General features: G+C 36.4%; 19 protein-coding genes and 2 pseudogenes. 13 read left to right on the forward strand and 8 right to left on the reverse strand.

What is annotated here, in order from left to right; all coding sequences use genetic code 11:
* Positions 1-194: 194 nt before the first annotated feature.
* Positions 195-482: pseudogene (locus ACFXN8_RS13575) on the forward strand (DNA-deoxyinosine glycosylase); the annotation flags it as partial.
* A gap of 80 nt (positions 483-562) precedes the next feature.
* Here the strand turns inward: ACFXN8_RS13575 and ACFXN8_RS13580 are convergent.
* Positions 563-1,423, reverse strand: a complete 861-nt coding sequence (locus ACFXN8_RS13580; RefSeq protein WP_386845750.1) for an endo alpha-1,4 polygalactosaminidase — start codon at positions 1,421-1,423, stop codon at positions 563-565.
* A gap of 159 nt (positions 1,424-1,582) precedes the next feature.
* Here ACFXN8_RS13580 and ACFXN8_RS13585 point away from each other — a divergent pair, with 159 nt between their 5' ends.
* Positions 1,583-2,059 carry a hypothetical protein gene (locus tag ACFXN8_RS13585; RefSeq protein ID WP_386845752.1) on the forward strand — a complete coding sequence of 159 codons (477 nt, stop codon included), beginning with the start codon at positions 1,583-1,585 and terminating at the stop codon, positions 2,057-2,059.
* A gap of 141 nt (positions 2,060-2,200) precedes the next feature.
* Here the strand turns inward: ACFXN8_RS13585 and ACFXN8_RS13590 are convergent, their stop codons facing one another.
* From ACFXN8_RS13590 to ACFXN8_RS13610, 5 genes are all read right to left on the reverse strand, one after another.
* Positions 2,201-2,692, reverse strand: a complete 492-nt coding sequence (locus tag ACFXN8_RS13590; protein ID WP_386845754.1) for an SRPBCC family protein — start codon at positions 2,690-2,692, stop codon at positions 2,201-2,203.
* A gap of 1,665 nt (positions 2,693-4,357) precedes the next feature.
* Positions 4,358-4,522: a hypothetical protein gene (locus tag ACFXN8_RS13595; RefSeq protein WP_386845756.1), complete on the reverse strand. Its 165-nt coding sequence runs from the start codon at positions 4,520-4,522 to the stop codon at positions 4,358-4,360.
* 594 nt (positions 4,523-5,116) lie between these two features.
* Complete coding sequence (locus ACFXN8_RS13600) at positions 5,117-5,323, reverse strand: hypothetical protein (RefSeq protein ID WP_386845758.1); 207 nt, start codon at positions 5,321-5,323, stop codon at positions 5,117-5,119.
* 46 nt (positions 5,324-5,369) lie between these two features.
* On the reverse strand, positions 5,370-5,597 hold the full coding sequence (locus ACFXN8_RS13605; RefSeq protein ID WP_386845760.1) for a bacteriocin class II family protein: 228 nt from the start codon (positions 5,595-5,597) through the stop codon (positions 5,370-5,372).
* A gap of 43 nt (positions 5,598-5,640) precedes the next feature.
* Positions 5,641-5,769, reverse strand: coding sequence for a hypothetical protein (locus tag ACFXN8_RS13610; RefSeq protein ID WP_386845762.1), 129 nt, complete (start codon positions 5,767-5,769; stop codon positions 5,641-5,643).
* Between the two features lie 691 nt (positions 5,770-6,460).
* Here ACFXN8_RS13610 and ACFXN8_RS13615 point away from each other — a divergent pair.
* Entirely contained in the window at positions 6,461-6,682 is a 222-nt protein-coding gene (locus ACFXN8_RS13615; protein WP_386845764.1) for a hypothetical protein, read from the forward strand.
* A gap of 101 nt (positions 6,683-6,783) precedes the next feature.
* Positions 6,784-7,144 (forward strand): annotated as a pseudogene (locus tag ACFXN8_RS13620) (YybH family protein).
* On the opposite strand, the gene ACFXN8_RS13625 reads toward ACFXN8_RS13620, so the two are convergent.
* Positions 7,141-7,935 carry a sulfite exporter TauE/SafE family protein gene (locus ACFXN8_RS13625; RefSeq protein WP_386845766.1) on the reverse strand — a complete coding sequence of 265 codons (795 nt, stop codon included), beginning with the start codon at positions 7,933-7,935 and terminating at the stop codon, positions 7,141-7,143. The pseudogene ACFXN8_RS13620 and the gene ACFXN8_RS13625 overlap by 4 nt on opposite strands.
* Positions 7,936-8,098: 163 nt before the next feature.
* On the opposite strand from ACFXN8_RS13625, the gene ACFXN8_RS13630 reads away from it, so the two are divergent.
* From ACFXN8_RS13630 to ACFXN8_RS13670, 9 genes are all read left to right on the forward strand, one after another.
* The gene (locus ACFXN8_RS13630; protein ID WP_386845768.1) at positions 8,099-8,665 is read left to right on the forward strand and encodes a nucleotidyltransferase family protein; all 567 of its coding nucleotides are present in this window, start codon (positions 8,099-8,101) and stop codon (positions 8,663-8,665) included.
* Between the two features lie 24 nt (positions 8,666-8,689).
* Complete coding sequence (locus tag ACFXN8_RS13635; RefSeq protein WP_386845770.1) at positions 8,690-9,184, forward strand: DinB family protein; 495 nt, start codon at positions 8,690-8,692, stop codon at positions 9,182-9,184.
* Positions 9,166-9,996 (forward strand): helix-turn-helix domain-containing protein, encoded by an 831-nt coding sequence (locus tag ACFXN8_RS13640; RefSeq protein WP_386845772.1) that lies wholly within the window; start codon positions 9,166-9,168, stop codon positions 9,994-9,996. The genes ACFXN8_RS13635 and ACFXN8_RS13640 overlap by 19 nt, the downstream gene beginning before the upstream one ends.
* Positions 9,997-10,274: 278 nt before the next feature.
* Positions 10,275-11,258 (forward strand): ABC transporter substrate-binding protein, encoded by a 984-nt coding sequence (locus ACFXN8_RS13645; protein WP_386845774.1) that lies wholly within the window; start codon positions 10,275-10,277, stop codon positions 11,256-11,258.
* Between the two features lie 119 nt (positions 11,259-11,377).
* Positions 11,378-12,385 (forward strand): FecCD family ABC transporter permease, encoded by a 1,008-nt coding sequence (locus tag ACFXN8_RS13650; protein ID WP_376072265.1) that lies wholly within the window; start codon positions 11,378-11,380, stop codon positions 12,383-12,385.
* Positions 12,386-12,425: 40 nt separating this feature from the next.
* Entirely contained in the window at positions 12,426-13,409 is a 984-nt protein-coding gene (locus ACFXN8_RS13655; protein ID WP_483869459.1) for a FecCD family ABC transporter permease, read from the forward strand.
* Between the two features lie 29 nt (positions 13,410-13,438).
* On the forward strand, positions 13,439-14,221 hold the full coding sequence (locus ACFXN8_RS13660) for an ABC transporter ATP-binding protein (RefSeq protein ID WP_386845853.1): 783 nt from the start codon (positions 13,439-13,441) through the stop codon (positions 14,219-14,221).
* Complete coding sequence (locus ACFXN8_RS13665; RefSeq protein ID WP_386845778.1) at positions 14,218-14,997, forward strand: alpha/beta hydrolase; 780 nt, start codon at positions 14,218-14,220, stop codon at positions 14,995-14,997. Before ACFXN8_RS13660 ends, ACFXN8_RS13665 begins: the two co-directional genes overlap by 4 nt.
* A gap of 442 nt (positions 14,998-15,439) precedes the next feature.
* Positions 15,440-15,952, forward strand: a complete 513-nt coding sequence (locus ACFXN8_RS13670) for a YfiT family bacillithiol transferase (protein WP_386845780.1) — start codon at positions 15,440-15,442, stop codon at positions 15,950-15,952.
* A gap of 147 nt (positions 15,953-16,099) precedes the next feature.
* Here ACFXN8_RS13670 and ACFXN8_RS13675 read toward each other — a convergent pair whose 3' ends face one another.
* Positions 16,100-16,711 carry an exosporium glycoprotein BclB-related protein gene (locus tag ACFXN8_RS13675; RefSeq protein ID WP_386845782.1) on the reverse strand — a complete coding sequence of 204 codons (612 nt, stop codon included), beginning with the start codon at positions 16,709-16,711 and terminating at the stop codon, positions 16,100-16,102.
* Positions 16,712-17,000 lie beyond the last annotated feature (289 nt).

The raw sequence follows: 17,000 nt of genomic DNA on the forward strand, positions 1-17,000 counted from the left end.
CACTAAACCTTAGATGTGTACGCAACGATACTGCGGAATTTAAGCCTTTGGAGAGTCATACTAAATGGCAGTAGCTTTTTGCGAAACCAGACTCGGAGAATAAGGAAGACACAAATACGAAAGTCGGAAGATATAAGTTGTGTCACAGTAGAGATGTCTACATTTTTTAAGAAATGTATATGTTTTTCGTATCGGATACCATAGAGTCGTGCGAGCGTAAAGGAAGCTTAGATGCAACCATTCGTAATGAAAAACCGAATGATTTTAAAACGCTTTTTGCACACTATCCTAATATTGAGTTAGTGCTTTTTAATGGTGCAAAGGCATTCGAGGTGTTTAAAAAGCATATCGGCCTTGAGGTTTTAGATGGTCGAGCATATCAAAAAATGCCTTCGACTAGCCCAATACCTGGGAAGAATATTAAATCTTTTGAAGAAAAGCTTGAGGATTGGCGAGTGATGCACTCTTATTTGTCTAGATAATTACATTACAAAAAATCCTCTCCGATAAGTGTTGCTTGAAGGAGAGGATTGTAAGCATTATTTAATAGATGAGGGTGACATTACTGCCATGTGTTGTAGTAAGATCCTGCTGGGCTATAAAAGAATTTAAAATGATATTTTTCAGCTAATGCACGACTTTTCTCTTCGTCGTTAAATCCGATTGTCATCACCTGAGTACCGAATTTTTCTCGGATCTGAACTAATTGCTGCATCTTATTAAACGCCCATTCATCTTCTCCGACTACATCATACGAAAAGTTTTCCCACATAACAAAATCGATATATGGTGCTGTATAATCAGCTAATGTTTGAAAGCCCCAATTTTGAGCAACAGACAAGTCGTTATATTGCTGCTTTATGTTTTTTATAAAGGCAAGCATTGCTTCATTTTGAGCGCCCTGTTCTTTTTCAGGTAAGTAGGACTCGATATTGCCAACAGTATCTAAAAACACACCATCTAACCCTTTTTGAACAATTTGTTTTTGAATTTCTTCTAGTAAAAGCGCTTGATAGTGTTTAGATGTCATATCCATTAAATACGAATCCCATTCAGAGAAATACATCTTTTCCCCGCGCTCGTCTTTATAAAAATCCTCTTCTTTCAATCGGCTATAGAACTCTATATTCCATTTGTCTGCTTCCATTGCATTAATATAGCCATAAATTAATGTTCCATTTTTTTGAGCCTGCTTAATATACTTCTGCTGCATTTCGATAGGCTCCACAATGACTAAATCTTCTTTAGCCATTTCCTTGCCAATCTTATCGTTCCCTTTATCTAAATAATATTTGTACTTTTTAACAGCAGCTAGCCTGTCTTGAATACTTGTTGAATCTGCAGAAGAATTTGTAGAGTTAAAAAATAGCCAGATCCCAAAGGACAATAGAATTGTAGTAATTAGTAAAAATGTTTTTCGCATAAGTACCCCTTTTCTTGGAAAACATACCTTTTATTATACGGTATTGACCATGGAAATACGAATGCAGTTTAGGACGACTAAATCTAAGCTAATAGGCAATTGCTCAACGGTTATTAGCCCTTTTACATATATTGAATTATGTAAAAGGAGGGGTTTATCTTGTACAATCCATATGAAGAAATTATGCCGCTTCCAGAACCTGGTTTCGAACCATCGTTCGGACTGCCTAGTGTTGGAGCACCACCATCGTTCGGACTGCCTGGTGTTGGAGCACCACCATCGTTTGGACCGCCTGGCTTTGGACCGCCACCATCGTTCGGACCTCCTAGTTTTAGTCCACCACCATCATTTGGACCACCTGATTTTGGTCCGCCACCAGCAGGTCAAATGCCTCTTGGTCCACCACCTAGCTTTGCGCCATCACTTCCACCATTCGGAATAGGTACAAGTGGTATTCAATCATGCTTATTTAGAAATACGTATATATGGATGTTTAATGGATCAGGCTTTTGGTTCTTCCTAACTGCTGTAGGAAGAGAGTTTATTGCAGGGTTCCGATGGAGTAGCAGAAGTGGTTGGCGCTTCCAAACTATTGCAAGAAGAAATATTCGCTCATATGAATGTTCGAGATGGTAATTAGGCGTATTAAGTAGCCGTGATAAATGGTTCATATAGACTGTTATGCCTATAAAATAAAGGTGTCATTTTAAATAAAGTTTTCAACACTATGAAAACTCCTAAAGCACGTACTGCTCTAGGAGTTTTATTCGTAATAACTTAAATCTTCTCTACGTCATCCACAAGTTGCTTATACTTTGCAAACCATTTTTGCCATTCTTCTATTGGAAATTCTTCATGTACAGTTCCATTTAATAAGTCCGAAAGCAAGTCTAAGCATACATGCCAGCCAGCTAAATCCTTTGGTGTATGCTCAGTTAGCTCACCAATCGATTCAACTAATACTAATATGGAGCCATTGCCAGTGGGAGAGAGTTCAAATCTTACTGTATCTTTGCCCCAATCAAATTCGAGTACTTCCTTCTCGGCATAGTCTGTAATCGCTATTTCCTTATAAGCATTTGTTCCATCATTCATATTAAAATGGATTTTACCGTTTTTTCGAAGATCAATGATTTCTAAATTATTCATCCATCTTTGAAGCTTGTCATTATCCGTTAATACTGCCCAAACAGCATCCACTGAATGTGACTGCGGGCGATTGAATTTTACGACATAGTTATTTTGTTGTTTCTGAATAGTAGCAAGCATGGATAACCTCCTTATTTTTTTACTCTTATCATAGACTCCCTGCACAGTCTTTGTCATGCATATTAATGGGACGAGGTTTTTTGTGAGTAAATTAATTCAATATTTAATAGTAAATCTTAATTACGCTGTTAAAAGAAAAAGATATAATTTGTAGGTGTTTCAGCAGTTGAGCAACAAGCTATTGTGGAGGCGTTTAATTAGCTTATTTATGTAGAGGGCTTGGATTGCGTTTTTCATATTCAGTCAGCTATTGTTTTGCGAATATTTTCGATAGAAGGTATTCACTAAAGAAAATAATATAGAAACAAGTACCCCAATTAACAGATGGCGAAGAAAACCTTTAGCTACAAATTGGTCAATTACCATATTCCAAACGCAAGACTTATTGTAAAAGTAATACTAATTATAAATTTTTGCATATGATTATCTCACTTCCGTTTTATTGGTTCTATTCTTGGTATAAGTAAGGAAATTCGTGGTATTGATTCTGATGTTATTTTCTTGTTAGAACCATATATTGTAAAGGTTATTCTGGATAAAAGAATGACTATAGGATGTTGCTTATATGCCAGCATAATCACATTTACAATATAGCTAGTGCTCACTACAAAATTTCGCTATTTATTTTTTCTAAAATACATAAGAGTTCCTGAACATATACATGCAATTATGCCCAATCCATAGAGTTTAATAAAAAATGACGCATTTTCTACGATTGCTACAACTAAGGCAACACAGAAAAATATAAATAAGGGCAGTATTCTTTGTATCTCTGATTTTTTCATTATATATTTCTCTCTTTATTTATTCTTTGAAATAAATTTTCGCTATTAATAGTCCCAAAACTTATTCCTTGTTTCGAAAAAAATTTGATCAAATTATTTACGAATTTTACAATAGCCCTTTGAGGAAAGAGCACCTTGTGTTTAAAATTGGAGTGTAGATTAGTAGAGGTTTTTCGGTTATTGGATTGTTAATAATCCAGTTAACATGGTTCTCGATACTAAAGTTCTTTCTTTCTTTTAGTTACAAAAAATGAATACAATAAAACAATGGCCAAAAAAATTACACCGAATAAATAGAACCAAAATACGGTCGTATTTTCTCCCCAATGAATTATTACTTGGCGTAAAAGAGTAATAAATAAGACTAACATAGGGATAAGTACAGCTTTGCTATTAATCACAATTGTTCACCACCTATTAGCGAAGATATCCGTCATTTATAAAAAGTAATTAATTACAAGAAACTACACGTAGCTGTTATTACGAACAAGTGCTAATTAAAACATTTTTATACATATAATCAAACCATTCTTGAAATATTTAAATTGTGTAAAATCAATAAGGTTTATTACGGGAAAAGGGAATCTACCAGTAAATATTCTATGAATATGGGGATATAAGCTCCTTTTAAATAGAAACTTAGAATTTCCACATACATAATAACCTATACATAAGTTATTTAGATAATGTTTTTTGATATAAGGTACTTATAGGAATAAAATACAACCATAAATAATGTCCCTATTAGAAGATATCGAAAAGCAGGTTCTATGAAATTGTTAATAAACATACTTCCAATGAAGTAGAATGTAATGAAAGTAATCCAGATAATCATTCTTCGCATATTGCTAGTCTCCCTTTTATGTATGAGAATTTTTTATCATTCCTTTTCTAGTGGTTTAAATTGATTGTAAAGTAACACAATTAATAAACCTAAACCATTAAATGTTGTTTGAAGGGTACCTGGCTTAAAAATTATTGTGTTGATCCCGAAAATGATAAATATTATAGCTGTTGAAACGGCCGTCCTCCAAAATATCTTCATTCGTATCTCCTGTTCTATTTTTGAAAGAATGCTAAAAATTATTAAGTAATCATCCTTCATATAAATGTACGTTGTCTACATCTTTTTCATAGTTGTATGATTCAGTAATTTGCTTATACGAAATCGTGAACATCACACCGGAAGAGATTGCGAATATGTACAAATCAAGCTGGGCAATCAAATCATTTTTTCGTTGGATTAAACTTGAATGTGCCGATTCTTTTTGGTACAGTGCCCAATGCGGTATTTAATCAATTGTTCGCTGCATTGATTGCCTTTATTTTATTGAATTTCTTACATAAGCAAGGCCAAAAGAAAAAGGGTTAAAAATACCTGTCATTCGCAGGTTTCTCTTGCCTGTTCATTTGAACGGCCCTACCTCTTGAATGATGCTTGTGTATCAATAAAACTTTGGCGTTGTATCCTAAGCTTCATGAATTGAAATTGGATGATTTTAGTTAATGAACACACTTGTTATTTTAATCTCGCTTTTTAAAATATATACAGTTATTATATTGATAGACCTTTGAAGAACAAATGGGCGCTATTTGAAACTTACAAGATATAAATGAGCTGAGGGTGTTTTTTTTACGCCTATCCTTTATTTTTTCTCATTTTTTTGAAATTATCTCTTGATATGAATAAAACTGAAAATCCTACTATTAATGTAAAAGAGGAATAAATTAATTCAAACCAATTCAAATTCGAGTAAACAATTAACTGAGAAAGCCTTGCAACTCCTTGTATAGTAAACCCCATACCTATTAAAAGAAAAACAACAAACTTTTGCTTATATGCCATGGTAATCACCTCGTAATGAAAGGAACTAATATCCTTTTGAATTTACTTAGAAGAAAAACCTGCAGCAACTTGAATATAACCAGCTACTTGAAGTCCAAGGCCTGTAGTAGCTGCTGCTACTGATAATGGAAGTGCTGGTGATAGGGATGTTGAGGCTGCTGTGGAAACCTGTTGCTAGTGCTAGAGTTCCGAAACCTTCAGCAACCTGCCCCCAATTCACACCACCTTCAATAGCGAGTAATTCTTCATGTGATAAAATTCCTAAATTTTGCATAAAATAGACTCTCCTCCTACTATACCATTATTGTGTAAATCCTTCATAAGTTCTTCCCTGCGGCAACTCCAAATCCAAATGCACCAACACCGGCCGCAATTTTTCCACCATCAATTAAAAGTAAATCTTCTTGACTTAATACTGATAGGTTTAAATTTTCGTTAAGATACATAATTTCACCCCTCTCAGATTCCTAAAATTAGTTAAAATTCACGTCATTTTTAGTTCTTCAAGACTTAAGAGTAGTAAGTTCCGAATCTGTTGGTAAATATCGGATTGTCATCTCCGTTTTAGTTTTCCTTCTTCTGATAAATTTAGGCGCTTATATTTGAATCATATACATCCCCTTAAAGTCGTACAATTGTGTAATTCCGCAACTGTATGTAAGTGGAATCACGCAATTATATCGAGTGATAGAGGTAGATGTATTTAAGAGATGTTTGGTTTATATACCATATTTATAAATATTATTGGTGTAATTTTCGGATTACAATAAATCGAATATTTTACAGTAGTATAAATTGTTATGTGGCTTTCTCTATAGACAATGCCATGTAAGGGGGAGAAAAATAGAAAGATAATAAATTTGTATAGCTTATGAATTTAAACAAATAAAATTATTATTAGAATTATAGAGAGTAGTGAAATACTGTCTTTAAAGTCTTAAAATAATAAAAGAAAAGGTATTATTATTCTTTTTATTGTATAGTTTAATTTCAATTCTATATACAATTGTAAAAAAATTGTACAATCGCTGGGTCACCGGTTACGTTAGCTTTTGCATCATTATATTTTTTAATCCGAGTTACTTCTAAAAGAAATAACTTACTTTTGCATTAAAAAAGGGGGAGATCCTCGAAGAAATGTTTTTGCATATGGCTGATTTGTATAAAGCCAAAGAATCTTTAATTGCAGATAAAAAAGATTTAGAAATACAATATAATGCTGGAGTGATTACTAGTATAGAAGTAGAGAAAATAGATCGAGATATTCAGCGAATTGAATCAGATATAAACATATATAAATACGAATACTATATTCTAAGAGAAAAGTATACACAAGCATTAAACGGATATATAGAGTAATTATGTATATAAAAATAGCATGTTAGGAAGTAATTTACTAACATGCTATTTGCATTTCCGATTAATGGATTTTAAGATGAGTTAAAAAAGGGGGAATTACCATGTCATATCAACAAGCTTTAGAGCGCTATATTGCAGCTACAAATTCCCATGATTTCAATAACGTAAAAGAAATTTTGCATCCGCAAGCAGTGTATTGGTTTACCGATAAAACATGCACAACAGTAGAAGAAATAGGAGCTTATTTCAACAATGCGTGGGAATTGATAAAAGAAGAAGTATATTCGGCTACCGATGTACAGTGGCTCACAGTTGATGAACAATCAGCTACCTGTATTTATACATACCACTATGAAGGCTATCATAACGGAAAATTTTGTATCAGGTAGCGGAAGAGCAACGAATATTTTTACTGTCCTAAACAATGAATGGAAGTTAATTCATGAACATTTAAGTAGTTAAATTATTTTTATTGCTACTTGAATAAGTAATAATGAAATGATAATTATTAGCAGTATTTTAGCTATTCTTATCGGAACTTTCGGTAGAATAAAAAGTCCGACTTGAGAGCCGATGATGGAGCCAATTGCCATCGCAATTGCGTAATGCCATTGAATAAAGCCAGTTTGGTAAAATACTATAAATGCCCCTGTGCAGCTCCCGAAAATAAGTACGCGTGTGAGCTGTACAGCCTTTATGTAGGTGTAATGGTAGCGTAAAAAATGTAGTATGCTGAAGGTTGAAGAGCCAGGTCCAAAGCCGCCATCATAAACCGCGATTAAAAATGGCTGCCATAATTTATTGCTGCGCTTAGTGTCATTTTCTTCGGAGTTAACAGTCCATTCTTTATTTTTCAGCGTTATAAATAAGGCGAAGATAAGTAGAATACATGCAATAATATTCATTGTTTTTTCTGAGATGGATACTGTTAGGAGTGCTCCACAAACGCCTCCGACTAACGCTACAGCAATATATTTCATAATAGATACTAGACGAAGCTCTTTATAATAAAGAAGATAAAAGATACTCGACAGTGCTGCAATGCCCGATGAAAATTTATTCGTAGCAATGCCTGTTTGAATAGGTATGCCAACAAGCATCATAGCAGGGATCGTAATAAGTCCAGCACCCCCAGCAAGAGTGCCGATAAAAGCAGCAATAACTCCGATACCGACGAGTGTCAGTGAAAGCTTTGTATAAAAAAGTCCTATTGCAATGGCAACGGTCACAATGAAAATAAAAGATTTTTTCATAAGCGTCTCCTTTAACGTTGTTAGTTATAGGGTATTGCTAAATTATTTATAAATCTAATATATTATTTTTTGTTTTGTATAAATGATATTTATACAAAGTGCAATCTTGAGAATCATTAATTAGGAAACAGCGTAAGCATTGGTATGACAAAATCAGAGGTGAATGAAGCTGATAAAAACAGAACAAGAGCTAAAGAGCTTAATTGCAGCAGATGAATGGATGATGGGTATTTTAAAAACTGTAGAGATGCTAAGATTACCTGATTCATGGGTATGTGCAGGATTTATTCGATCTAAGGTGTGGGATTATCTGCATGAAAAGGAATATAGAACGCCATTAGATGATATTGATGTGATATATTTTGATAAAGTAAATCTCTCAAAGAACTATGAGAAGCGGTATGAACAGAAATTGACGAAGTATTTACCGAATGAGCCTTGGTCTGTGAAAAATCAAGCAAGGATGCATGTAGTAAATAATAGTGAGCCTTATCAGTCATCCATTGATGGAGTGGCACATTTTCCAGAGATCCCAACAGCTATCGGTGTTAGGCTTGCAGATGGGATGCTTGAGATAGCTGCACCTCATGGTATTAAGCACTTAGTTTCTGGAATTGTCGCTCCTACACCATATTTTCAGAAAGACTCTCAAATGCATGAGGTTTATATGGATAGAGTTCGTAACAAGCAGTGGAAATCAAGTTGGCCGAAGCTACAAATTATCTACTAAAATGAAGCGAGGGAGCTAAAGATTTTGTATTACGATAAACATCAAATAATTTCTCATTATGAAAAATCTATCGTACTTATGGAAAGTCTAGTAAGCATAACTGAAGAACAATGGCGCACGTCTATAGGGCCTGGAAAATGGACGGTAGCAGAGATAATTGGGCATCTTACCCCATGGGATGAATTCGTGGTAAAACAACGACTACCATTTCTTTTTACAGAAGAAAGCTTACCAAAAGGACCAACTGTAGAAGAGATGAATACTAGTGCTGCAAGGAATAGTCGCGCACAAAGTAAAGGTGAAACGATAGCTAATTTTATCCATCAGAGACATCAGCTAATGGACGCGCTTTATCAAATAGTTGATCAGCAATGGCAACAGCCTTTTACAATAGGTGCTTCTGAATTAACACTTCACCGTTATTTTACTAGTTTAGTAGATCATGATTTGCATCATTTTTCACAAATTCAAAGAGTTTTAAAGAATGTAGAGGCTATAAAATGGATATCAAGCATTTAATTGAATACTATGCACATGCGTCTGTAAAATTTACGGATGTTTTTACGAATAAAATGGAGCCCGGCCAAGTAGATAAAGGTCGAACAACAGCCCCTGGAAAGTGTGGGTTGGTTGTGCCGCTTGCTGGTAGCGCTATATTTAGTTTTAACGGTATCCCATATGCAATGGAGCTGGGTATGGTCGTACATGCAGGGCCACAAATGCCAATCGAAATTAAAGCTTCTGATGATAAGCAATGGGAGTATGCAGTTGTTCATTATCATATCCCTTCTGAAGAAATACCTCAATATTCATTATCAGCTCAGCACTTTTTAATCAATACAGGCTATCATACAAAAATTATTGACTATGTACAGCAGTTAATAGAAAGCCAAGCAATGCCAGGTAATATGTCAATATTCAAAGCAAAGACTCTATTTATGAATCTTTTGGAAGCCATTCTTATGTCGGCAAAAGTGAAGGTGCTCGATACGGCAAGTGACCAGATGGAGCAAGCTTTACAGTATATACATGAGAATTATGCTACACAACTTTCTGTTTCGAAAATTGCTGAAGAATTTGGCGTGGAGCGTCGTAGGTTTGCCTATCTCTTTGAACAGCATACTGGGATGAATCCTAGTGTCTACTTAACGGAATATCGCATACGACGGTCGAAGGAGTTACTGAAATATGATGATTCACCAGTAGCGGAAATAGCTGAATGTGTAGGCTATGCAGATTGCTTTTATTTCAGTCGAGTATTTAAAAAATGTGTTGGAATGTCCCCGACAGCTTATCGGAAATTAATGATTGAGGAAGCAAAATACGTATAAAAAGTTGTTTCTTGAAAAAAGAAGCAGCTTTTTTTGTGACATCCGCCGGAGGCTTTAACTTCTTTCATCAGGTATTTGAACACCTGATGAAAGAAGTTAAAATCGGCAAAAGTCCATGTGATTCGTGAAATTGTCCATTCACAACTGCTTTTCTCTTTGTTAGGATAGGAATCGTAAATGATAATGAATATCAATTAAATTGATAAACTCTATTGACTTATAAATGAAAATGATTATCATTATCAATATAATCAAGTTTGCTAGGAGAGAATATATCTATGAATAAATATTTTAAAATGTGTGCACCTGCTCTATTAGCGCTATCCTTGGCTGCGTGTGGAACGGATAAAGCAGAAGAATCTGCTACATCTACAAATAATGCAGCAGAAACTAGTGCAACAGAAACGCAAACAAATCAAGCGAAAACACAAACGATTACATACTTAGGTGAAAAATATGAAATTGCCGCAGATGTTAAAAACATAGTGGCTGCAAGCTTAGAGTCCATGGAAGACGCGGTAATGCTCGGTATCAAGCCTGTTGGCGTGCTTGATATCGGTGGGAAAATCCCATCATATCTTGCTTCTGAATTAGAAGGTGCTGAGCTTGTTGGAAATAAAATGACACCGAATACTGAAGCCATTCTTAAACTTGATCCAGATGTTATTTTAGGTTCCTCAAAATATCCAGAGGAAATGGCTGAAAAACTCAATAAAATTCAAACGATGATTCCGTATTCACATGTCTCTACAAATTGGAAAGAGAACTTAACATTACTTGCACAGCTTTCAGGTAAAGAAGATGAGGCAAAAAAAATCATTGCAGATTATGAAGCGAAGGTTGCTGATTCTCAAGTGAAATCTAAAGAGCAATTAGCGGACAAGCAAGTTCTAGTTATTCGAGTACGTGGTGGCATCATGTATATCTATCCTGCAGGCGTTTACTTAAACCCTGTTCTATATGAAGATTTAGGGGCTCCAATACCAGAGATTTTAAAAACTGCAAAGGCCCAGGCTGAACTATCTCTTGAAACATTAGCAGAGGTTAATCCTGATGCTATTTTCCTTCAATTCGAGGAATCAGAAAATGCCGATGCACCAAAAGCATTAGAAGAGCTACAAAAGAATCCAATCTTTGCAAGCTTAAAGGCATCACAAAATAATCAAGTTTTCGTGAATGCCATTGAACCTTTAGCACAAGGTGGTACTGCATGGTCTAAGGTAAAATTCTTAGACATCGTAGCTGAAAAATTACTTAAATAGTGTAGAGAGGCTGGTAGTAGATTTGGTGGCATCACCAGGCTATTACCAGCCTTTTATAAGTTAAAGCCTCCGGACGCAATTATACCGAGGCATAATTGATATAGAAAAAGGTGTGGAAGTTGAAAAAAACAAACATTGTGGCATTTTCAATATTAGCAGCTTCTCCATTCCTAATTGCGATTGTGGCATTAGTATCCGTTATGTACGGCACAAAAGACATTAGCGCAATAACGGTGTGGCAGGCGATTACTGCATTTGACCCTTCAAATGTTGACCACCAAATTATACGAACTGGACGTATTCCTAGAATTGCCGCAGTTTTATTGGTTGGAGCATTTTTAGCAGTAGCGGGGGCAGTGATGCAAGGTATTACACGAAATTATTTAGCCTCTCCATCATTAATGGGCGTTAATGATGGTTCGGCATTTATGATTACGATAGCAATTGTATTTTTCCCAGGGCTTCCAAATTACCAAATGATCTTACTTTCAATGCTCGGTTCAGCATTAGGAGCAGGTATTGTATTTGGTTTTGGCTCTTTAATTCGAAATGGTTTATCACCAGTAAGGCTCGCCATTATTGGAACGGTCATTGGTACGTTTTTAAGCAGTATTGCTACAGCCATTGCGATGTATTTTCAAGTATCGCAAACGGTAAGTGTTTGGTATAACACAAAAGTTCATATGGTGGATATGGATATGCTCGTGCTAGCTATTCCATTTGGGCTAGTCGGTTTAGTTCTTGCATTATTATCAGCAAAAGCTATTACGATAACTTCACTAGGAGAAGATATCGCTATTGGACTTGGGCAAAAAACTAAATCAGTGAAAATTATTAGTATGCTTGCCGTTGTATGTTTGACAGGTACGGCAGTTGCACTTGTAGGAAAGATAGCCTTTGTAGGGTTAGTCATTCCTCATATTACACGTTTCCTTGTTGGAGTGGATTACCGTTTTATCATTCCATGTGCAGCTGTAGTAGGTGCGTTTTTCTTAGCGCTTTGTGATGTACTCAGTCGCTTTGTTAATTACCCATTCGAAACTCCAATCGGCGTATTAACGGCATTGGTTGGTGTCCCATTCTTCTTATATTTAGTTCGTAAACACGGAGGTGAAAAACGTGCGTAAGAAAACCTCAAGTGTATTCGTTTTGACTGTTTCAATACTCATGTTATTTATTTTTGGTGCCAGCTATCTCCATCTTACAAATGGTGTCTTTGATATGTCGGTGATGGATGTTTTAAAAACATTGCTACGCATTGATCCAAATCCAAAATTTGATCTTGTCATTTTTGAATTCCGTTTACCACGTATTGTTATTGCAGCATTAGTAGGTGTTGGTTTAGGGATGGCGGGGGTTGTGCTACAAGGTATTACGCGTAATGGCCTAGCAGACCCTGGGATTTTAGGGATCAATGCTGGTGCTGGTGCAGCAGTGGTCATATTTATGTTTTTCTTCCAATTACGTCTCACATCTGCAGATATGAGTAGCTGGTTCTCCATTTTAATGATGCCGATTTTTGGATTCGTCGGTGGTGCGATGGCAGCAGTGTTGATTTTCTCGTTTGCCATGAAGAACGGTCATTTAGATATGCAACGGCTAATTTTAACAGGGATTGCGATAAATAGTGGCTTTGGGGCATTGTCACTGTTTTTATCATTGAAAATGAATGCTCAGGATTTTGAAGCTGCCGCAGTTTGGATGGCAGGCTCTATTTATAATGCAAACTGGATTTTTGTTGTGACTATGTTGCCGTGGCTTATTTTATTAGGCTTTTATGTTCATCGGAAATCGTATTTGCTCGATTATTTTCAATTAGAAGAGGATAGCATTACTAGCTTAGGGATAGCAGTGGAAAAAGAGAAAATGAAGCTGTTATTGGCAAGCGTCGGCTTAGTCAGTGCTTGTGTATCGGTATCAGGTAGTATCGGTTTTATTGGATTAATGGCACCACATATTGCTAAACAGCTTGTTGGTATTCAACATCGTTATGTCATGCCAGTCAGTGCGTTGATAGGTGCGGGATTGCTTATTTTAGCTGATTTTATAGGAAAAACAGTATTTGCGCCGTCTGAGTTGGCAGTTGGTATTGTTGTCTCGATAATTGGGATTCCGTACTTCTTATATTTACTAGTGAAATCGAAGGCATAGGAGGAAAAAGTGTGCAAACGGCATTTAGAATGGAAAATTTATCTTCTGGATATGAGCAGGTTCGTGTGTTTGAAGGCTTGAATTTAACAATAGAAGAAGGAAAGGTTACGACTATTATTGGCCCCAATGGATGTGGAAAATCTACACTCTTAAAAACAATTGGTCGTATATTAAAGAAGCAGCAGGGCACGGTTTATTTACAGGACCAAAACATGCAAAATTTATCGACAAAGGAAATTGCGAAAAAGCTAGCAATCTTATCACAGACGCCTGTTGCACCAGGTCAGTTGAAGGTTGAGGAGCTCATTGCTTATGGTCGTTATCCACATCGAAATAACGTGAATCGCTTAACAAACAAGGATGAGGAAATGATTGAATGGGCTTTAACGGTCACAAATACAATGGAGTATCGTAATCGTGAACTAGCTCAGCTTTCCGGAGGTCAACGCCAACGTGTATGGCTGGCAATGGCCTTAGCCCAAGAAACAAGTATTTTGTTATTAGACGAACCGACAACTTATTTAGATATGGCGCATCAGTTAGAGGTGCTAGAAATTGTGAAAGACTTAAACGAACAGCATCGTTGTACGATCGTTATGGTGTTGCACGATATTAATCACGCGGCACGATATTCTGATCATTTAATCGCAATGCGGCAGGGGGCTGTAATGAAAACTGGCACGCCGGAGGAAATTTTATGTGCAGATGTTATGCGGGACGTATTCAATATTAATGCACGAATTATGGAAGATCCAGTTACGAAAACACCAGTATGTTATGGCTATGATGTTATGAAGGAGGCCGACAAATGATTGAGGAGAAAATCGTGAAAACACTTGATTATGTTACTCAGCAAATTGTATCGAAGTTTACGGATTATACGTATACGGTAAATATTTATGTACCGAACGGAGAAGTACCGGAAGGAGGTTTTCCAGTCTTATACGTATTAGATGGGTCGTCTTATTTCCATCTTGTAAAGGAAGCGGTCCGCCTACAAAGCCGCAATGCACCTAAAACAGGTATTTTGCCAACTATTGTTGTAGGTATTGGGCATGGTGCGGATATGCATGAACGAAGATTTTATGATTTTACAGGACAAGCCGAAACGTATACTTATCCTGCAAGATTTAAAGGTAAGGGCCATGAGAAACATGGAGGAGCAGAGAACTTTAATAGATTTTTAGAGGAGGAATTAAAGCCGAGTATTCAGGCTCAATTCCCTGTGAATATGCAGCAACAATCACTGTTTGGGCACTCATTAGCGGGCTACTTTGTGCTTTGGCAATTATTCCATCATCAAGCAACCTTCCAACGTTATATAGCGATTAGCCCTTCTATTTGGTGGAATGAGCATGAACTATTCAGTTATGCGTCAACATTTATAAAAGAGCGTCCATTTGCTTATGAAAAATTATTCATCGGTGTGGGGGAACTTGAAACCTTTATGGTGGATGATGCTCAACAAATTGCGAGCAATTTACAGAAAATCATGGATATCTCCTTCTATGAAGCATTGGAGGAAAATCATGCTTCAATCGTTCCAACTGTTATGAGTAGAGCAATACGTTTTGTGAACAAAAAATAAAGAGTGGTGACCGCATTATCTTATGGTAATGCGGTTTATTCGTGACTAAAAAGCATTATATTGTATTTTTAATTAAAGGGAGTGTTGAAAATTGAACATTATTTTGGCTCATCACCAAAAGTTGTGGATGACATTTCTTAAAACGTATGCCATTTATAAGTTGATTGGAGTGGAGACTGGGCGACTCCTTGGGGATTAGCCTTCGTGACCAACATCGTGTTGGCCCGAAACCCTGCAGCGAAGCGTCAGCAACAAAGCGCCCAGTCGGAACGGAAATCAACCACACGTTATGGTGATGATCCAATATTTCACACAATGACCCTCATTTTGTAAGTATAATTCTTACAAATGAGGGTTTTACTTAAAAAATTAAGGTGAATAGCGTGAAAAATATAAAATTGGTAATATGAAAAGTAAGAAAATAGAAATGGAGGATAGCTACATGACCGATTTACGATATCCAATTGGACAATTTCAATTTCCGGAAGTAGTGACAGCGCAGCAAGTAAAGGAATGGATAGAAGATATTCGTCTATTACCGACACAACTAGCAGAGGCACTTAACGGAGCAAGTGAACAAGCATTAACGAAATCCTACCGAGAAAATGGTTGGACGGTTACGCAGCTTGTCCACCATATTGCAGATAGTCATATGAATAGCTACATTCGTTTTAAGCTAGCTTTAACAGAGGATACTCCGACAATTAAACCTTATAACGAAGTGGAATGGGCACAGCTTCCGGATTCGGAAATGCCTGTTTCGACATCTTATAAAATGATTGAGGGCTTACATGCACGCTGGGTTTATTTGCTGGAAAGCTTAACAGCAGAGCAATTACAACGAGCATTTCATCATCCTGATTCAGGATTAATGACGCTTGAAAAAGCTGTAGCCTTATATGCTTGGCACGGGAAGCATCATCTAGCTCATATTCAGATAGCTTTGGCGAAATGAAAAATTTTTTCTCAGAGCGAAAAGTAGGCGATTTCCTGATCTTGAAGGAAATCGCCTACTTTTGAAATTGTTTTCAAGTAATTATCGTATGTTACACGGATAATGATACTGTATGGTAGCCTTAATCTAACTTACGAACATAATCTTTTATACAATATTAATTCCTGCACTTGCATTACCAGTAATAGTAGTAACAATCCCTGAGGAAGTAACGGAGAACACCATTAATAAACGATCACCAGCAGCTACTGGCACTGGTGCAACGTTTGCAGTACCAAATGTAATAGTACCTATTGCTATTGTTGAGAGAGCTGGTGCTAAATCAACAAATGCTGTTGTAGGGCTGAAAACATTACTTCCCGCAACCGCGCGGTAAATTTGTGCTCTGACTGTTGCTGTTCCTGTAAGGGTTAAAGCAACTGTTGCGGACAAGGACGCAGAAATAGATGTAATAGTACCTGCACGTGGAACTGAAAAGGCTTCCGTTCCAGTAGCAGCTGTTAAATCTATATTTGTACCAGTAAGAGTTACCCCTGGAATAGACGTGCCGAATCCTACCATACTTACTGTACCGATCGCGCCACCAAGAACTGATGTTAAAATAACAGGAACTATTCCTGATGCGAATGGGATGATGGAGCCTGTAGCTGGTGGAGTAGTAATACATGCAGCTTCTATAGCTTCAAAAGGACCGAGTGCAGTACACTCATTTTTATTTGCGCAGCCGCCGCACGTTGAATTCATACAATTCATACACATTTTTACACCCCCTTTCTTCATTATTCTATTCAGCTAAGATTATAGGGTTAGGGCAATTAACTCTATTGCAATTTTTATATGCGGAAATATTGGGGTTTCTTTAGAGGTGATTTTTTATCGATGGCAAGTATTCGTTAATGAATTTGACATTCTACTAAATTGTTAGTTGAACAGAAAAAAGTCCAATATGTATTTTCATACGTATTGGACGGATTTATCGTAAAATCTCCATAGACTGTACACCACAACTTTAAACTAACTCCATTTTCGAAAGAAATTGAAAAACAAA

This window comes from Lysinibacillus sp. NPDC059133 (genome assembly GCF_042755925.1).
GTDB lineage: Bacteria > Bacillota > Bacilli > Bacillales_A > Planococcaceae > Lysinibacillus.

What these genes read in the sequence shown, in the direction of transcription:
- ACFXN8_RS13580 (WP_386845750.1), bottom strand. Translation starts at nt 1,423, where the DNA reads ATGCGAAAAACATTTTTACTAATTACTACAATTCTATTGTCCTTTGGG.
- ACFXN8_RS13590 (WP_386845754.1), bottom strand. Translation starts at nt 2,692, where the DNA reads ATGCTTGCTACTATTCAGAAACAACAAAATAACTATGTCGTAAAATTC.
- ACFXN8_RS13595 (WP_386845756.1), bottom strand. Translation starts at nt 4,522, where the DNA reads ATGAAGATATTTTGGAGGACGGCCGTTTCAACAGCTATAATATTTATC.
- ACFXN8_RS13600 (WP_386845758.1), bottom strand. Translation starts at nt 5,323, where the DNA reads ATGGCATATAAGCAAAAGTTTGTTGTTTTTCTTTTAATAGGTATGGGG.
- ACFXN8_RS13605 (WP_386845760.1), bottom strand. Translation starts at nt 5,597, where the DNA reads ATGCAAAATTTAGGAATTTTATCACATGAAGAATTACTCGCTATTGAA.
- ACFXN8_RS13610 (WP_386845762.1), bottom strand. Translation starts at nt 5,769, where the DNA reads ATGTATCTTAACGAAAATTTAAACCTATCAGTATTAAGTCAAGAAGAT.
- ACFXN8_RS13615 (WP_386845764.1), top strand. Translation starts at nt 6,461, where the DNA reads ATGTTTTTGCATATGGCTGATTTGTATAAAGCCAAAGAATCTTTAATT.
- ACFXN8_RS13625 (WP_386845766.1), bottom strand. Translation starts at nt 7,935, where the DNA reads ATGAAAAAATCTTTTATTTTCATTGTGACCGTTGCCATTGCAATAGGA.
- ACFXN8_RS13630 (WP_386845768.1), top strand. Translation starts at nt 8,099, where the DNA reads ATGAAGCTGATAAAAACAGAACAAGAGCTAAAGAGCTTAATTGCAGCA.
- ACFXN8_RS13640 (WP_386845772.1), top strand. Translation starts at nt 9,166, where the DNA reads ATGGATATCAAGCATTTAATTGAATACTATGCACATGCGTCTGTAAAA.
- ACFXN8_RS13645 (WP_386845774.1), top strand. Translation starts at nt 10,275, where the DNA reads ATGAATAAATATTTTAAAATGTGTGCACCTGCTCTATTAGCGCTATCC.
- ACFXN8_RS13655 (WP_483869459.1), top strand. Translation starts at nt 12,426, where the DNA reads ATGTTATTTATTTTTGGTGCCAGCTATCTCCATCTTACAAATGGTGTC.
- ACFXN8_RS13660 (WP_386845853.1), top strand. Translation starts at nt 13,439, where the DNA reads ATGGAAAATTTATCTTCTGGATATGAGCAGGTTCGTGTGTTTGAAGGC.
- ACFXN8_RS13665 (WP_386845778.1), top strand. Translation starts at nt 14,218, where the DNA reads ATGATTGAGGAGAAAATCGTGAAAACACTTGATTATGTTACTCAGCAA.
- ACFXN8_RS13670 (WP_386845780.1), top strand. Translation starts at nt 15,440, where the DNA reads ATGACCGATTTACGATATCCAATTGGACAATTTCAATTTCCGGAAGTA.
- ACFXN8_RS13675 (WP_386845782.1), bottom strand. Translation starts at nt 16,711, where the DNA reads ATGTGTATGAATTGTATGAATTCAACGTGCGGCGGCTGCGCAAATAAA.